Source organism: Thalassospira sp. Z349TD_5 (genome assembly GCF_056173045.1).
The window spans coordinates 1682612-1698657 of sequence record NZ_CM149654.1; the positions used below are offsets into that span (position 1 = coordinate 1682612).

The following is a 16046-nucleotide window of genomic DNA, read 5'->3' on the forward strand; positions in this document are numbered from 1 at the left end:
GTGCCGCACATTATTTGCGGCACGCATCCAAGGTCAGGATTAGTCCGGGGTGCCCCAAACGCCGGTTTGTGCAGCCTCATGGGCATATGTCCGAAGGGGTTTTGGTTTGCGGCCAAGGATCTGTTCAACGTCACCTGTCGGTGTTTTGTTCCGACCGTCCAGAACTTCTGAAAACAGATAGCGGATCAAACCCCGGACGTCGTCGGGTACGCCATCCTGTTCAAGGCCAGCATCAAGCTGATCAAGTGTGATGGGAACAAAGGCAATGTCGTGGTTGGCGGAACTGGCGATGATGGCGGTTGCTTCTTCAAAGGTCAGGGCATCAGGTCCTGAAAGCTCGTACGTCTTGCCAATATGCGTTGGGTCAAGAAGGGCTGTGACCGCACATTCGGCGATGTCGTCGGCATCAACGAACGGCTCGGGAATGTCGCCAGCAGGCAGGGCAAGTACGCCGTTTTGAAGATAGGGCAAGAACAGGTCTTCGCTAAAATTCTGGAAGAACCAGTTGGCCCGGAGCACGGTCCATTCAGCCCCCGAATTTCGCAATGTGCGTTCCGCATCCTGTGCAGCATCTTCCCCACGGCCCGACAACATCACAAGTCGTTTCGCGCCATGGCTTAGGGCGCGGGCTGTAAAATCAGCGATGATCTGATCCGAGCCGGGAACAGCCAGATCAGGCTGGAACGTGACATAAACGGCATCAATGTCGCGTAAGACATCATCCCATGTGTCGGGCTTCGTCCAGTCAAACGATGGCGTGGTGCCGCGCGATACAGCACGTACCGAATGGCCAAGGTTTTGCAGTTGTTCAGCGACACGTCGGCCGGTTTTGGCCGTTGCGCCAAGCACGAGAAAACGGGTTCTTACTGTCATTTTTGGGCTCCTGACATTGGGGGTTTAAATATGATAAATCCTCACATTTGCTAAATGTGATAAATCCTCGTATTCTGTTCGTCAAGAGAGTTGACAGGGAACCGGCCTGCTGCTGTTGCCTAAAAACACCTAGCTGAGTTTATGAAAACAGGACGTAAGTATTTGTCAGATAACGCGAAAAAGATGCGCCGTGCCCCCACGCAAAAAAGAAGTCGCGAGCGGGTGCAAAACATCCTTAAGGTGGCGTGCGAGCTGATTGCATTGCAGGGAAGTGACGGGATGAAGATGGGAGAACTCGCAGAAAAGGCGGGAGTCTCCATCGGATCGCTGTATCAATATTTTCCCGATAAGGCGGCGATCATTCATGCGCTGGCCGATCGCTACAACGATGAATCCCGCCACTGTATCGAAGAAGCACTGTCAGAGGTCACGTCTGCGCACAACTTGATCGCGGCTTTTGACCATCTGATTGATACCTATTTCGAACTGTTCCTTGCCGAACCGGTCATATGCGACATCTGGACGGGTACGCAGGCCGATAAGACGCTGCGTGATATGGAGCTTGAAGTCAGTAGGGAAAATGGTGCGTTCCTTGCCCGGACAATCGCGCGATTGCGCAATGAACAGACTGCCAACCCGTCCATTTCGGCCCGGTGTCTTTTGATCATGAGCATGGGGGAGGCCACCATGAGATTGGCGATTTCTGTTCCGGTTGACGAAGGTCGCGAAATTGTTGGCAGCTATAAGCGCATGACGCGCCGTGAAATCACTGAAATGCTTGATGCGTCATAGGGACGGTTATGCGCGGCCTGTCGTGAATGGTTTTGGTCCCGGACGTCCGAGCAGGAAGCCTTGCACATAATCGACCTTGTGCTCTGTCAGGAAGTCGAGTTCTTCCTGTCGTTCAATGCCTTCGGCAATAACCTCGATGCCGAGCTGTTTGGCAAGGTCGATCAGTTTGCTGACAATCGCCTGTTTGTAGTTGTCATGATCAACATGGTCGATCAGTTCGCGGTCAATTTTAATGATGTCCGGACGCAGATCCGGCAACATGTTGAGCGTCGAATATCCTGACCCAACATCATCAAGTGCGACCCTGAAACCTGAGTCCCGATATGATCGCAGGATGTGGCCAAGATGCGACGTGCTGCGGACTTTTTCGGTTTCAATGACTTCAAAGACAATGCTGCTGCGGTCAATTTGGCATTCTTCGACCACCTCGATGGTGGATCGCAGGCAGAAATCGGGATCGTAAATCGAACTCGGCGTGAAATTGATAAACAGATTGCCATTCACGCCTGCCTTATGAGCATTGCGCACGTTTGCCGCACGCGCGGCGCGGTCAAGCTGGAACAAAAGTGTCGCGGATTGTGCGGCGTCAAACAGTTGCCCGGGTGTAATTTCGCTGCCGTCTGCGGCAACACCCCGCAGTAGGCATTCATGTCCATAGGGTGCGGTGAAGTCGCTGATCGGGAAGATCGGCTGAAATGCGGAATTCAGGCGGCTTTCGCGTAAAACATCCCCCAGCCATTCTGCGCCAATCGCAGCTCTGATCGCATTCAGGCTTGTGATCCGGGAAATATCATCGATTTCCGGTGATTGTTTGGGGGGCATGATCAATGCTTTGGTTGCGGCCATTTCTTCGGGTAGAAGATCTTTTGAAATCGCATCAATCAGGTCACGCAACCCCGGGCGGGTATAATTGATGGTCAATGTTGCAACGGACGCCGTTTTTTCAACGGGAAGGTCGATAGACTTGGCCGCGGCAAGAATTTTGCCCGTTATGTGTGACACCGGTGGCCATAAAAACAGCTGACCTTCTTTCGGGGCGATTTCCGGAATGGAATCACACTTATTGCAGTAGGTCACTTGTTCCTCCCCGGTGTCATCTTTGCCCAACATACTGAACGAAAAGAGATTAGGTGGCAATTTGAATGGCCCATAATAGTGCCATTTGGGCCTTGCCGTGCCAAAGCACGAGAGCCCAGATTGAAAAAATTTCAATTCTAAAGGGATAGATCAAGGGAAGCAGCACCTCAAATATCGATGGTGAACAAGTCGATGGTTTGTTGGCGACCGCGAATGTCAAAGGTGCCAAGCGCACGAAAGTCGACACCGGCGTCTTCAAGCTCATGACATAGCGCACTTGTGGTTGCACTGATCAGGATTTCAGTACCAGTTTCCTTGTTCATGTTTTCAAGTCGCGATGCCAGATTGGCAGCATCTCCCTGAATGGTAAAATCGACCCGATCACGTGAGCCGACCGGACCGGCAACCACAGGGCCGGTATGAATGCCAATTCTGGTTTCGATTTTTTGATGGCCTGCAAACAGATGTTTACGGCCAAGTTTTTGCATGGCAATGGCCGCGCGCACGGCATTCGCCGCGTGATCAGGATCATCATGGACCACATTAAAGGCGGCATGCAGCGCGTCACCAACATAATTAAGTACCGCCCCGCCATGATCGCGGATCGGGGCATTCACCAGATCAAAATATTCATTGAGTAACGAGATAACTTCTGCCGGTTCAAGTTGCTCTGCCATGCGGGTAAAGCCGCTGATGTCGGTGAACATCACTGTCGCATAGCGCAACTCGCCCGATGCACGTGGGTCATCGTTGCGTTCACGTTCCATTGCCAGATTGACAACATCCTGACTGACATAGCGTTCAAAAGCCCGGCGCATGCGATCTTTTTCCGATAGGCCTTCGGCCATGCGGTTAAATTCAAAGGCCAGTTTTCCGGCTTCGTCGTCGCTGGTGACGGCAATGCGGGTGTCTATCTTGCCCTGGCCGATGTCGCGGACTGCCTCGGTCAGGCGGCTGATGGGGGAGGTCAGGGTGCGGTTGATGAAATACAGACACAGAACAGCGGCTGTTTCGGTCGCAATGACGTCCAAAATCACGGCCTGTTCGACACTTAGGCCTTGCGTCGCGCGAATGTCGCGAAAGACTGTCAGGTCCAAAAGAATGGCCATTGACGAAATCAAGGTCAGGGCAAGGATAACAACCGCCAGCCGATGACCGATCCGCGCGCGACCGGGACGGAAATTAAATCCCCATTTTTTATGGATGTCGTGCTTGATTGTTTCGCTGCATGCGGCCGCAGCAAAGAAGGCGTAAATCGCAAAATGGGCAGCATAGGCAAAGCTGAACCAAAGGCTGCCATAGACCTTCAAGATGGTTGGCACCTGTGCGGAAAGTTCCGGATAGGTATTGAAAATGCCAAGTCCAAATGCTGCAACAGAATAGATCAGTCCAACACAAAACGCCCAGATGGATGAAGCAAGCGCAAGCTGCCGTAGCCTGCGCAATCCCGGGCTAAGGCGCTGGGACGAGTTGGTGTGCAAGCCGGCGATCATTTTACTGATTGGGTGGAATAAAAACCATGCACCAATCGCGTTTAACCCGACCAGAATGGCGATATTGACAAGGGCTGCGCGCCAGATCAGGGATGTGTTACCGGAAATCAGGACATACGCCCCAGAAAAACACACGTCAATAATTGCCATACCAATCATCGCAACGACATAGCGCACGACAAAGGGTGCCGATGCGGATTGATCGGTGCTTACCGTTGTCGGGCGCAAAATGCTTTGTGCGATGTTGCTCATATCCTGGGTCACGGATTTTCCTGTTGTTTTCAATTCATACGAGCAGAACGGCAATCAGGTTCATTTGATCTCGATTAGATGCAGTCAAAGTCAGGTTGGCAGGGTGCCTTGCTGCACCTATGATGATGTGGGGCAGATAGGAAAATCATGCAGTTTAGTCTTCGACAGTATCAGGCAGAGGCAGCAAGCCACAACCACACTGATTTTCACCAGATTATCATTTCCGATCTTGGACTTCTGGAAATGGAAATTGAAGGTCGTGGCGGTCAGGTGCGCGGTACAAAGATGGCCTTTGTGCCCGCTGGTGATACGCATGCCTATCGAGCCGAGGGATTAAACAGGTTTCTTGTGCTTGATGTCGATATTGCCGTTGCCCAGCGGACCGGTATTGAAAAGCTGTGGCGTCGGAACACCAATGCATCACCTTATCTTCAAATGGCGGCGGGTCAACAGGCGGTGATTTCCGACCTGTTGCAGGTTCTGTCAAAAACCATGCGCGACGGCAATCATATCAGACTGCCGAGCCGGGTTGGCGACTGCGGGGCCATGATTGATGACCTAACAGGTGAAGACGGGATTGTTTGCGACGGTTTACGGCGCATTTTGTCGGGAACGTCGGCGGCTTTGACGACGTCTGCTGATGATTGGGAGTTGCCCGGTGTTTTGCCATCCCGTTTGCAACGCGTTCTCGATTGGGCCGACGTACGAATGGCCGACCCGATTACTGTTGGGGATATGGCTGCTGTTGCGGTTCAGTCGGAAAGCAGCTTCTTTGTCAGTTTTCAGCGATATCTTGGCACAACGCCGATGCGCTGGCTTACCGCGCAACGCTTGCTTGCCGCACGTCAATTATTGCTTGGTTCTGATGAACAGACCTCAATCGGGGTAGTGGCATCGCAGGTCGGGTTCACCGATCAAAGCGCGTTCTCGCGCGCGTTTTCACGCCGGTTCGGACATCCCCCAATCAGGATGCTTCGCCAGCTACCCGATCAGTTGGGTGACATCTAACCACACAAAAATCAAAAAACTTTGTCGGATCGATTGCAGTAGGTAGGGCGCTGCTCAGCATAATTTTGGGTGTCGTCTTTGGCAAAATGGAGGTAACGCGGACCATCGTCGTTGGATGTTTGATGATCTTCGCCGGTGCTCCTGTCGTGTCGCATGAAATGATGCCGCACTCACATTTACGTGACCATACGTAGTAATACATATATTTGTGCTGTGCAGTGTTATGTAAATGACTTATAGTCGCCCGGTACTTGGGGAGGGGGCGTTTGTAATATTTTACGCACCAAGGACACGTAAATGACGCAGGTAAAAGCGGACATTGCACAGGATTTAAAATTGGCAATGTCGGCCGCTGAGTTTGACAAGGCGGCCACAATTGGTGCCCGGATTCTAAGGCTGCACCCAAAGCGAACCGATATACAGGTCATGACTGCTGTGAGCGAGATGCAGGGAAAGAACCCTCTGCAGGCCGGGCAGAGATTACGACGTATCTTCCGCACATTACTTCCGAATGACCGTTTTTTTGGGCCTATATCGCAGAATCTTCTGCAATATGCTTATATTACAAATGACTTTAGTTCAGTCGAGTCGGTGCTGGAAGAACGCCATCGCGCCGCGCCGCAGCATTCCGTTTTTGCCTTGATGCTTGCGGATGTCATTTTCCGTTACCAATGCAAGTTAAGTCCGGGGCGCAGTTATGCGCCAAAACTGGCTCAGGCAATTGAACTTCTGGAAAACACGGCACCGTCTGACCCGTGCTATCGAGACATGCAAACACTTTTAGCGCGGATTTATCTGTATCAAGAAGAGCATGAAAAAGCGTTTCCATTGCTTGAAAATATCACCCAAAAGCAACCCCAAAACAGGGCGTTACGTGAGCTGTTGGCGTCCAGTTATGCGATTGCTGGGGAAGTTGAAAAAGCCGTTTCAACCAGTCTTGCAATCATCCATGATTTTCCTGATGCAGGGGCGCAGCCTTTTATCATCATTTCATTTATGCGCCCGCAATCCATGCCGGAAAACGCACGCGAGGTTCTGACTGAGATTGCCATTAACCCGCAAAACGATGCGGGACAGGTTTATAAGGCGTCATTCGCGTTGGCGCGGATGGATGAGGCCGATGGCAATATGAAGTCCGCATTCGACTGGTATCAAACCGGACATGATGCAAACCGCAGAGCACGACCAATTGACATGGTCGCAGAGTTTCACGAAATGAAGCGTATCGCAGAATTGGCGCGTGATAACGTCACCGTCGATCTTGGCGATGTCAAAGACGTCTCGGCGGAGAAAGAAGATGGGCCCATGCCGATCTTTATTGTTGGCATGCCGAGATCGGGAACTACTCTGTGCGAGCGGATTCTTGGGGCGCACCCAGATGTCTATGCCGCGGGAGAAATTGGCGACCTTGCACGGATTTTGACTGAGGTCGTAGGTCGTTACTCCATTGCTGAGCAGGTTGCGCGGTTGACTAAGAAAAACATCGCTGAAATTCGCAAACGCTATCTTGCGGCGATGACGGCATATGCACCGAATTCACGATTTGTCGCGAACAAGACACCTGCCAATTTTCTGCGATTAGAAGCGATCCGCCGTATATTTCCAGATGCGCCGATCATTCACACGCATCGTCATCCTCTGGCGACGTGTCTTTCTATCTATACAACGCCGTTTGCTGTGCCGATGCGCTTTGCCGATGATCTTGGCGATTTAGCCGATTACTATCGTGGCTATAATACTCTGATGAACGTGTTCTTTGAAACCGATCAGCACGGGATGCTTTATGACCTGCGCTATGAAGATCTGGTCGCAAACCCCGAAGCTGTTGCCAAAGATTATCTTGCTCACTGCGGATTGGATTGGCATGAGCAATGCCTTGAATTCTATCGCGACGGTAAGACATCGACGACTGCAAGCATGATACAGGTGCGTCGCCCGATTAATAAGGATTCCCTTGGTAAGTGGCAACGGTTTGAGCCCTTTATCGGACCACTTGCCGATTTGGCTGTCAACATCGGAGTGCCTGATAAAAAAGCAGATAAGAAATCGTCCCGCAAAACGTTTGCGGCGTGACGTCATTGGGGCTTTCGGGTTAGAAAGGTTTCTTACAAGATCAAGAAACATGAAAATGCCGGAGCGCCCAAATGACCTATAAAATCCCAAAAGCAGAGCTGCACTTGCATCTTGAAGGTGCGATGACGCCGGCGCTTGTACGGTCCTTTGCCAAGCGAAATGGCCTTACGTTGCCTGCTGGGATTTATGATGACCAGGATCGGTATATCTGGTCGGATTTTCCCGAGTTTCTCAAGAGTTTTGATAAGGCAAGTGCCGCGATCCGCACGAAGCAAGATTATACCGATCTGACGCATTTCTATCTGACCGAGCAGGCCAAATCAGGTGCGCTTTATGTCGAGCTGTTCTGCTCGCCAACCCATGCGGCTGAATGCGGGATTTCGTTTGATGATCACCTTGACGGGGTTGCTGATGGCATTGACCGCGCAGAAAAGGAATGTGGCATCATTGGCCGGATCATCATGACCTGCGTGCGCCATGTCGGCGGTGACATCGCCGTTGAAGTTGCCAAAGATACTGTTGCATGCGGCCACCCCTATGTCGTTGGCTTTGGCATGGGCGGTAATGAAAGCATGTTTTCGCAAGAAACCTTTTACCCGGCATTCAAGGTTGCCGCAGATGGCGGTCTTGGCTGCACGACCCATGCGGGCGAGGTTCAAGGTCCCCAGAGTGTTTGGGATGCGATTGATAAACTGCCAGTGACCAGAATTGGGCATGGTGTACGCTCAATCGAAGACCCGAAACTGGTTGAGACACTTGTTAAGCGTGGCATCGTTCTTGAGGTGTGCCCGGGATCAAACATCGCACTTTCGGTTTATCCCGATTTTGCGGCGCATCCTTTGCGTAAACTTTATGATGCCGGGGTCAAGGTGACGCTGGGATCTGACGATCCGCCGTTCTTCCACACAAGTTTGGCGGATGAATATCAGTGTGCGCAGGATGATTTCGGGTTCAGTGATGCGGAACTTCTTGGCATTACCCGAACCGCCCTTGAAGCGGCCTTTGTCGATGACGACACCAAAGCTTTGCTGATCGCAAAGCTTTGACCGCGTTTCTGCTGTCTATGACAGCAAGGTGAGTTCTGTCCTAAATGAAAAGCGCCCTGTCAGAAGGGCGCTTTTTAAATGATGCGTGCAGGGTTGGATTACCAGCGCGTTTTCCCCAGAAGCTTTTCGCCAAGCGGCGTCAGGTTTGCCCGATCATAACAGGTTTGTTCCCAGTTGCGTGGATCGCCGGGGAAGGCATGGCCGCGGGCGGGAAGACGTTCGGACCAGCTTTTGACCCGCCAGTCGACAAGGTCCTGTTCCTCGGGCGTTGCCGGTGCCATCGAGATATATTGCGCAATACGCGACTGATCCGACCGGTTTGCGCGAATGCCATGCGCCAGCAAGCTGTTGAAAATCACAAGGTCACCAGCCTTCATCGCTATGCGCTTTGGTTCATAGGGGATGCTGTCCATATCCGGGCGGAACGGGTCGCGACCTGATGGTGCCGTTTTGCGCCATTGCTCGAAATTGGCAAATAAATCAGGCACGCATTGAAAGCCACCCATATCGTCGGTGGTATCAACCAGCGATAAAACACCCTGCACATTAATTGGCAAAGGATCGACCGTCGTATCTGTATCCCAGTGAATGAAGCCGTCAAATGCACGTTTACCTGTATTGGGCGTGTTCAGGTTGGCACGATCAATCGACACCCAAAGATCAGTTCGATCCCAAATATCAACAAAGGCGTTGTAAACCCACTGTGTCTGACGGTTGTCCCAAAGTGTCTGATGATTATAGACTTCGACCATGCCTGAATTGTTCAGTTCGGTCATTGCGTGATCGCGCATTTGCGGCCGGCTCCAACTGGCCGGATCATTCGGGTCCATTTCCTGAAATTCCCACAGGAAATCGCGGGTCGCACGGACCTGTTCATCGGGAACCGCATTTGGCACGACGACATAGCCATAGGTCTGCCAATGGGTAAAATCATCCTCGGATAAAACGCGAAGCGGTAACGTCTTTGCAAGGTCGCGCAACTGTGCACCACGAACCTCCTTAACCGACGCATTGCCGGGACGATCGGCATTGGGGGTGTTTGACATTGGGGCGTTTGCCAGCATCGACATTGCGGTATCTCCCGAGTGCTTTGTTTGTGACAGGTTGAATTCTAACCTCTGATCCGGGAATTTGCCCACTGACAGCACGGACAAATACTGATACTATTCGGTCAATATTTTTCGATATATATGCCGTATAAGCGTGATTGGTATTTAAATGAAGTTGCTGTTTGAGCATGTCCAGATTGCAGCAGACCGGTCTTGGAAGGGATTGCACCGTAATCTGGAAGCAATTCCGTTCGAATGGCATTTCCATCCTGAATATGAACTAACCCTGACGCTAGGCAGCCATGGACAGCGATACGTGGGCGACCATATCGGGTCGTATGGCGAGGATGACTTGGTTCTATTGGGGCCGAATTTACCCCACACATGGCACTCAAAAAATGCCGGCCCACCGTCGGTAACGCCGGGTGGTATGCGTGCTCATGACGCAGCCCTTCAGGTTAAGGGACGGCGTAAGGGGCATCAGGCGTTTGTTTTCTGGTTCACGGTGGACTGGATCAATTCGATCTGCAAAACCATCCCCGAATTATCATCGCTGGGAAAAATCCTGCTTCTGTCGCGGCGTGGCGTGAAGTTCGATTCAAAAATTGCGCGTAAGGTGGCCAAGCTTGCAACAAATTTTGATCAGGGAAAACCGGCAGATCAGCTTGTGCTTTTGATCGAAGTCCTGCGCACTTTGATTGAAGCCAAAGACCTCAAGCCGCTGGCCTCTGATCGGTTTAATACCGATGTTCCGGGTCGCGACGATGCCAGTCGGCTCGGCAAGGTGCTTGATCAATTGCATGGTGCCTATGTCGAGCCCGTCAGCAGTCGTGTGATCGCACAAAATGCAGGTATGAGCGAACGGACATTGCGGCGCTTTTTTCAGCGCCATATGGGCACAAATATTCAGGATTATCTGATGGGGTTGCGGCTTGGGCGTGCGGTCAGTCTGTTGCTGTCATCAGATATGCCGATTTACTGCGTAGCAGAGGAAGCCGGTTTTCAGAATCTGTCACACTTTAACCGTCAGTTCCGTCGTCATCGTGGCGTGGCGCCAAGTGCATTTCGAAAAATGCGCTTTGACGGGGTAGAAATCAGCACGTCATCCCGGTGAGTTGTTTGGGATGTCAGCCAGCATTTGAAAGCCACTCGGCATGATGGCGTGAAACATGCAAATCAAATGCTGCCCAGAATTGATCGCGAAGATAGTCCTGCTCTTGCAGGATTTCATGCCGGGCTTCGGGAATTTCGCACATGGTCACATTGGGATGGTTGCCAAAAAGGTCATTTGTCGTGGTGTTTGACACAACCTGATCGTTGCCAGCGAGAACCATGGTGATAGGCGGCAGTTCCATGGCGCCTGAAGGTGCTGAAAGTTTGCCCATGAGGTTGGCCTGAGTACGAAAACAGGCATCAAGCCACCCTGCAGAAACGCCGCCAATGACAAGGTCTGGCTGAGCTGTCAGCAGCGCAACATTACGAGCATATCGTTCGGCATCCGAAGTCAAAAGGTTTTCCGGCTCAAATGCATTCAGCGGTGATAATGTTTTTTGACCCGGAAGGTATTGCCGATCAAAACCGTATCGGCAGAGGCTGGCGGATAAGAACTGTGCCGCAATCGTCAGCCAATCCGGACCACCCATGCCAAAAAACGGGGCCAACATCACAGCACTTTTCCAAAGATCTGGTTGCGATAGCAGCATCTTCATGGCCACGAGCCCGCCCGTCGAATGGCTTAAAAGCATTTCGCATGTTATGTCATGCTGATCTTTGATATGGGCCATAATACACCCGGTATCAGACACATACTCCATGACATCTTTGATATAGCCCATGATGGGATCTGACGTCGCGCGATCAGAACCACCTTGCCCGCGGAAATCAAACGTGACGCAGCCCAACCCGCGTTGGGTCAGGTCCTCGGCAGTTTCTTGATATCGTTCGATATATTCGCCGCGCCCCTGCAGAATAAGGACATAGGCATCCGAATTATCCCGAGAAGGCGGGCTGATGCCATAGCGTAACCGCACGCCATCTTTATTGGTTACGTGATGCAGGGAGAAATTCATTCAAATGCCTGTCTCAAGTTCCGTTCAAGCCGACGTCAAAACCGCATATCTATTCTAAGGGATTTGGGGTCGCCGGGGCACGTGACACCGCGATGAAATGCATGATTTTCTTCATCATGGTGTCAAAATCCGGGTTAAACGTCGCACGTCGCAGGGTTCCGGGTGTCGCACCGTCAACAAGGTTGCGTTCACCGTAAACTGCATCGGGTGCTGTTTCGCAGGTTTCCTTGTCTTCTTTGTTGTCATAGTGGCCGCAATCAGGGTGTTTGCCATCAAGCCCGTAAACAGGATCGTTCGGCGAAAGAGTAATGCCGGTATGAGCATGGTTTAACGTTCTGAAGTCCGCATTTGCAGACTTAACAACGTCAATACCGTCACATTGGGTTTGTTCGTCGGGGATTTCGATTTCCCCTTGATACCAGACCATATGACGGTTCGGGACAGTCACCTTTTCACAGAAGAAATCAAGTACGACAAGCGGGTCGATGGTTTGGTCATCCGAACTGACCGCAACGAATACCGGAATGTCAACAGCGCCAATTGATCCATCGCGATAGGGGGAGGTGAGCAAATGAAACTCTGCCGCACCATTCATCGCCATCGAGCCATATTTCCCCGGATCATTGTTCTCACCCTTGCCCGCCCAGTCTTTGACATAGCGGACATAGGGGGTGAGCCATGCCATGCCGCTGCGCGCAGAAAAGCCGGGTGACAGCATGACAAGGGCGTTCAGGCGATCATCGTGATCAGCCATATCATAGTAACGCCCAATCAGGGCCGCACCGGTTGAAAAGCCGATGGGAATGATCTGTTCTACTTCCGGGCCAAACGATTCAACACCGAATTTAACCGTATCCATCCAGTCCTGATACGCAACGTCCATAAGGTCGGCGGGAACCGTGCCATGCCCAGGCAACAACACACCATGGAACGATGCGCACGGGTATTTATCGCGTAACACATCGCGCACATCACTTAACCAATATGGACTGTCCGTAAGCCCATGGACCATGACAAAGCCCAGATTCTCGCCGCGCGATAAGGTGACGTCACCATCCGCACAGGATTTCTGGTCTGGCGCAATGTCGTAAGGTGCGCGCATTTCAACAACTTCATCCAGACCGAACGATCCAAACGGCTGTTTTTCATCGGCGAAACGTGTGTTTTTCAACACCTCGCGAATTTGACTGCGAGTGTTTTTGACATAGTCAGGAAATGTCCCATTGGGCGAGGGGGCCTGAACTGCCATGCCAGATGGGGAAAGGGCATCGGCGTTGGCGGCCTGTATTGTGCTTATCCCCGCAAGCAGGCCGGTTGCGATACTGATGGAACAAAGTCGTAATCCTATCGCGTGACGGACGGACATGGGGCATCTCCAGAACTGGGGCGAGTGTGTTGATCAACTGCAACCTTAACGCGGGCATCGATCATGTGCGAGCAACAAAAAAAGCGGCCTTTATCAGACCGCTTTGAAAGTATGTCAACTTTCGGCATCGAGATATCATGGTGTGTCTTGGTTATTCCATGATTTCCCAGCTATGGGTGATCTCTGCCGCCTTGGACAGCATGATCGAGGCAGAGCAATATTTTTCCGCAGACAATTCAACGGCCCGACCGATTTTAGCTTCGTTCAGGTTATCCCCCTTCACCTTGAAATGCAGGTGAATCTTGGTGAAAACCTTAGGATCGGTTTCAGCACGTTCGGCTTTGACATCGGTTTGCACATCCAGAACGTTCTCGCGTCCTTTTTTAAGGATATGAACGACATCAATTGACGAACACCCGGCAATGCCCAGAAGAAGCATTTCCATCGGGCTTGGGCCAAAGCCATTTTCCCGGTCGCCATCCATGACAACACCGTGGCCACTGCCGCTGGTGCCTGTGAAGGTCAGGTTCTCAAGCCACTTTACCCGTGCTTCCATGATCAAATTCCTGTTTTTGAAAACTGTTGACCCATCGTCTAGCGCGGTTGGCGCGTGCCTGCAAGTTACGATCAGTTTTGTCCCCACAACACAGCGCGGGATTAATGCGACCGTTGGTGGTAAACTGTTATTGGAGTTTTTACTTTCCGGCGTGATACTTACGTCAGAATTAGACCCTTATGGCATAAGGAGTATAGGTCATGTCGCAGGATGCAGCTCGCAGCAAAAGCCGTTTCATGATGGGCATGGAACATGTGCTTCGCGAAATCAATCACGAGATCATTAGTCCGGCAATTCCCGATATGTCGGTTGAAAACGCCGTGCCACTGATGATTACGGTCGCCCGTTTGCGTGCGGAATACCTGAAGTACGCGTTCAAATTAAGTGCAGACCGTACCGACCAGCACCCGACTGAGCAAGAACTTGCCAAGCTAAAGCATCTTCGTGAAACCTATCAGGAAATGCTGGCTGCTGCGCGTGAGCTGGAGCATTGCATCGACCGTGGTTATATCGATCTGCCGGTTTCGGCGGCAAAATCATAGTTGATTATACCTCTCCATAAGAATTATAATGACTTATTCTTCTGTATATGTAATGGCTTGCGTATAAAGACAAAGACCGAAAAACAAGGTCTGCTGGGTTTGGGACATCACTGAAAATACCAACGTGGGAGTGCGCCGTATTTCGGCGTTACGGGTGTATTGTCAATAAGTCCTGAAGTTGCTGCGACGGCGGCATTGTCGCGCGATAGTCTTATTCTTCTTGAACGATCCAGTCTTAAGGTCGTGCATACCAACCCGGCTGCGGCAACGTATCTTGAAGATGCCAAGTCCGTTATGCGGGCAGGAACAGAGATTAAACAGTTCCTTGCCTATCTTGCCAAGAATGGCGAATTCGTCAGCGGCGACGGTGTGGGTGCCGTGCGTGATGCACTGGCAAGTATTTCAGCAGGTAAGCAGGCCGATTTGCCCGGATTTCGGTTGTCTGGCAAGATATTCACGTGGCATTGCGCCAAGGGTCCGTTAGATACGACAGCACTTGTTTTGCGCGATGCTGGCAAGGCGCAGGAACTTGCCAAGGCACTGGCCGACCACAAAATCTTCATTCAGCACCTGATTGATGTTCTGCCCACGCCAGTTTACATCAAAAACCTTGATGGGGTGATCAGCCGCTGCAATGGGGCCTTCGCCGCGTTTTTCGAACAAAAGCCGGAAGATGTCATTGGGGCAAGGTTCAGCAAAATAGCCCCGGACAGCCTCAATAAAACGGTTGCCGACCACGAAGCACCGCTTTTAAAGCATGAAGGTCAGGTGCGTGATGAAATTGCCTTCATGCTTGGCGATCAGGAACGCGTGGCTTTATTTGCCGCATCAAGTCTTAAAGCACCAAGTGGCGCCATCGCAGGTACAATTGGATCCTTGATTGATGTCAGTTCGCTTAAAAAGGCCCAGACTGAGGTGGCGCAAGCAACTCAGCGTCTGACGGGGCTTCTTGAAAGTGCGCCGGTCGGGGTTGCGATCTCAAACCGTGATGACGGTGTTTTCCGCTTCTTTAACCGCACATTTGAAACCCTGCTTGATATAGCCGAGGTAAAAGACCCAACTGATTCCATTTTGCTGTCAGAACGCTACCGTAAGCAGTCGCTTAAAGACATGGACATGCTTGGCGAACTGAAAGATGTCGAGTTGCGATTGCGGCGGCCTGGCATGTCAGAAGCCCGATGGTTGAAAACGTCGCTTGAGCCGCTGACGTTCGAAGGCGAAGAAGCCGTTCTGTGGTGGACAAGTGACATCACCAAGCAAAAGCACGCAGCGCGCGAACTTCAAAACAAAGCCAATAATGATGAATTGACCGGTTTGGCGAACCGCGCGCGGTTCATGCAAAAACTTGATCAGTGCGAAGCTGTTTTACGCGGAACAGATACACCGGCATCGATCTTTATTCTAGATCTGGATGGGTTCAAGAATCTGAATGACACCAAGGGGCATGCTGCGGGGGATTGGGTGCTGGTGGAAACGGCCAAGCGACTAAAACGTGTCTCGCGGAGGGCTGATGAAGTCGCACGTCTTGGCGGGGACGAGTTTTGTCTGTTGTTCATCAACAAGGGCACAGAAGACGAAATGACCAAGATGGCAGATGACATCCTTGCGGAAATGTCAAAGCCGTTCATTTGGCAAGAGCATGATTGCGGTATTTCTGCCTCGATCGGCTTTTCTGTCTTCGCGGGCGGAAACAGCGATATGAGTGAACAGCTCCGCCGCGCGGATAAGGCCATGTATGAGGCCAAAAATTCCGGAAAAGCGCAAAGCTGCTTGTATAGTCCAGCCCTTGAACCTGAAATTCATCAGGATGATGTCGAGTAGGGGCATAGACCTAGGTTTGCAAGTTTCAA

14 protein-coding genes are annotated in these 16046 nt (G+C 51.6%); 7 read left to right on the forward strand and 7 right to left on the reverse strand.

Annotation, left to right across the window (positions count from 1 at the left end):
* Window positions 1-39: 39 nt before the first annotated feature.
* Window positions 40-873 (reverse strand): NAD(P)H-binding protein, encoded by an 834-nt coding sequence (locus AC0VXT_RS07550; protein ID WP_475548147.1) that lies wholly within the window; start codon window positions 871-873, stop codon window positions 40-42.
* A gap of 222 nt (window positions 874-1095) precedes the next feature.
* On the opposite strand from AC0VXT_RS07550, the gene AC0VXT_RS07555 reads away from it, so the two are divergent.
* A complete protein-coding gene (locus AC0VXT_RS07555) occupies window positions 1096-1665 on the forward strand; it encodes a TetR/AcrR family transcriptional regulator (protein ID WP_475548148.1) in 570 nt (189 codons plus the stop codon).
* A 6-nt stretch (window positions 1666-1671) separates the two neighbouring features.
* On the opposite strand, the gene AC0VXT_RS07560 is transcribed toward AC0VXT_RS07555, so the two are convergent.
* Entirely contained in the window at window positions 1672-2742 is a 1071-nt protein-coding gene (locus AC0VXT_RS07560; RefSeq protein WP_475548149.1) for an EAL domain-containing protein, read from the reverse strand.
* Window positions 2743-2909: 167 nt separating this feature from the next.
* A complete protein-coding gene (locus tag AC0VXT_RS07565; protein WP_475548150.1) occupies window positions 2910-4499 on the reverse strand; it encodes an adenylate/guanylate cyclase domain-containing protein in 1590 nt (529 codons plus the stop codon).
* A gap of 135 nt (window positions 4500-4634) precedes the next feature.
* Between AC0VXT_RS07565 and AC0VXT_RS07570 the strand changes: the two genes are divergently transcribed.
* The 3 genes from AC0VXT_RS07570 to AC0VXT_RS07580 all read left to right on the forward strand — a co-directional run bounded on the left by AC0VXT_RS07570 (window position 4635) and on the right by AC0VXT_RS07580 (window position 8614).
* A complete protein-coding gene (locus AC0VXT_RS07570; RefSeq protein WP_475548151.1) occupies window positions 4635-5495 on the forward strand; it encodes a helix-turn-helix domain-containing protein in 861 nt (286 codons plus the stop codon).
* 297 nt (window positions 5496-5792) lie between these two features.
* A complete protein-coding gene (locus tag AC0VXT_RS07575) occupies window positions 5793-7568 on the forward strand; it encodes a tetratricopeptide repeat-containing sulfotransferase family protein (RefSeq protein WP_475548152.1) in 1776 nt (591 codons plus the stop codon).
* Between the two features lie 71 nt (window positions 7569-7639).
* Window positions 7640-8614 carry an adenosine deaminase gene (locus tag AC0VXT_RS07580; protein WP_475548153.1) on the forward strand — a complete coding sequence of 325 codons (975 nt, stop codon included), beginning with the start codon at window positions 7640-7642 and terminating at the stop codon, window positions 8612-8614.
* A 98-nt stretch (window positions 8615-8712) separates the two neighbouring features.
* Here AC0VXT_RS07580 and AC0VXT_RS07585 read toward each other — a convergent pair whose 3' ends face one another.
* Entirely contained in the window at window positions 8713-9684 is a 972-nt protein-coding gene (locus tag AC0VXT_RS07585) for a phytanoyl-CoA dioxygenase family protein (RefSeq protein ID WP_475548154.1), read from the reverse strand.
* 148 nt (window positions 9685-9832) lie between these two features.
* Here AC0VXT_RS07585 and AC0VXT_RS07590 point away from each other — a divergent pair, with 148 nt between their 5' ends.
* On the forward strand, window positions 9833-10777 hold the full coding sequence (locus AC0VXT_RS07590; protein ID WP_475548155.1) for a cupin domain-containing protein: 945 nt from the start codon (window positions 9833-9835) through the stop codon (window positions 10775-10777).
* Between the two features lie 13 nt (window positions 10778-10790).
* On the opposite strand, the gene AC0VXT_RS07595 is transcribed toward AC0VXT_RS07590, so the two are convergent.
* The 3 genes from AC0VXT_RS07595 to AC0VXT_RS07605 all read right to left on the reverse strand — a co-directional run bounded on the left by AC0VXT_RS07595 (window position 10791) and on the right by AC0VXT_RS07605 (window position 13654).
* The gene (locus AC0VXT_RS07595) at window positions 10791-11732 is read right to left on the reverse strand and encodes an alpha/beta fold hydrolase (protein ID WP_475548156.1); all 942 of its coding nucleotides are present in this window, start codon (window positions 11730-11732) and stop codon (window positions 10791-10793) included.
* A 49-nt stretch (window positions 11733-11781) separates the two neighbouring features.
* Complete coding sequence (locus AC0VXT_RS07600) at window positions 11782-13098, reverse strand: alpha/beta hydrolase (protein ID WP_475548157.1); 1317 nt, start codon at window positions 13096-13098, stop codon at window positions 11782-11784.
* A gap of 151 nt (window positions 13099-13249) precedes the next feature.
* Window positions 13250-13654, reverse strand: a complete 405-nt coding sequence (locus AC0VXT_RS07605) for an OsmC family protein (protein ID WP_102782606.1) — start codon at window positions 13652-13654, stop codon at window positions 13250-13252.
* Between the two features lie 200 nt (window positions 13655-13854).
* On the opposite strand from AC0VXT_RS07605, the gene AC0VXT_RS07610 reads away from it, so the two are divergent.
* Together AC0VXT_RS07610 and AC0VXT_RS07615 are read left to right on the forward strand one after the other, a co-directional pair.
* Window positions 13855-14196 carry a hypothetical protein gene (locus tag AC0VXT_RS07610; protein ID WP_101303906.1) on the forward strand — a complete coding sequence of 114 codons (342 nt, stop codon included), beginning with the start codon at window positions 13855-13857 and terminating at the stop codon, window positions 14194-14196.
* 159 nt (window positions 14197-14355) lie between these two features.
* A complete protein-coding gene (locus AC0VXT_RS07615) occupies window positions 14356-16017 on the forward strand; it encodes a diguanylate cyclase domain-containing protein (RefSeq protein ID WP_475548158.1) in 1662 nt (553 codons plus the stop codon).
* Window positions 16018-16046: the final 29 nt, after the last annotated feature.

Bases quoted from the DNA above. Each gene is read 5' to 3' on its own strand.
- AC0VXT_RS07550 (WP_475548147.1), bottom strand. From the start codon at position 873: ATGACAGTAAGAACCCGTTTTCTCGTGCTTGGCGCAACGGCCAAAACC.
- AC0VXT_RS07570 (WP_475548151.1), top strand. From the start codon at position 4,635: ATGCAGTTTAGTCTTCGACAGTATCAGGCAGAGGCAGCAAGCCACAAC.
- AC0VXT_RS07575 (WP_475548152.1), top strand. From the start codon at position 5,793: ATGACGCAGGTAAAAGCGGACATTGCACAGGATTTAAAATTGGCAATG.
- AC0VXT_RS07580 (WP_475548153.1), top strand. From the start codon at position 7,640: ATGACCTATAAAATCCCAAAAGCAGAGCTGCACTTGCATCTTGAAGGT.
- AC0VXT_RS07585 (WP_475548154.1), bottom strand. From the start codon at position 9,684: ATGTCGATGCTGGCAAACGCCCCAATGTCAAACACCCCCAATGCCGAT.
- AC0VXT_RS07590 (WP_475548155.1), top strand. From the start codon at position 9,833: ATGAAGTTGCTGTTTGAGCATGTCCAGATTGCAGCAGACCGGTCTTGG.
- AC0VXT_RS07595 (WP_475548156.1), bottom strand. From the start codon at position 11,732: ATGAATTTCTCCCTGCATCACGTAACCAATAAAGATGGCGTGCGGTTA.
- AC0VXT_RS07600 (WP_475548157.1), bottom strand. From the start codon at position 13,098: ATGTCCGTCCGTCACGCGATAGGATTACGACTTTGTTCCATCAGTATC.
- AC0VXT_RS07605 (WP_102782606.1), bottom strand. From the start codon at position 13,654: ATGGAAGCACGGGTAAAGTGGCTTGAGAACCTGACCTTCACAGGCACC.
- AC0VXT_RS07610 (WP_101303906.1), top strand. From the start codon at position 13,855: ATGTCGCAGGATGCAGCTCGCAGCAAAAGCCGTTTCATGATGGGCATG.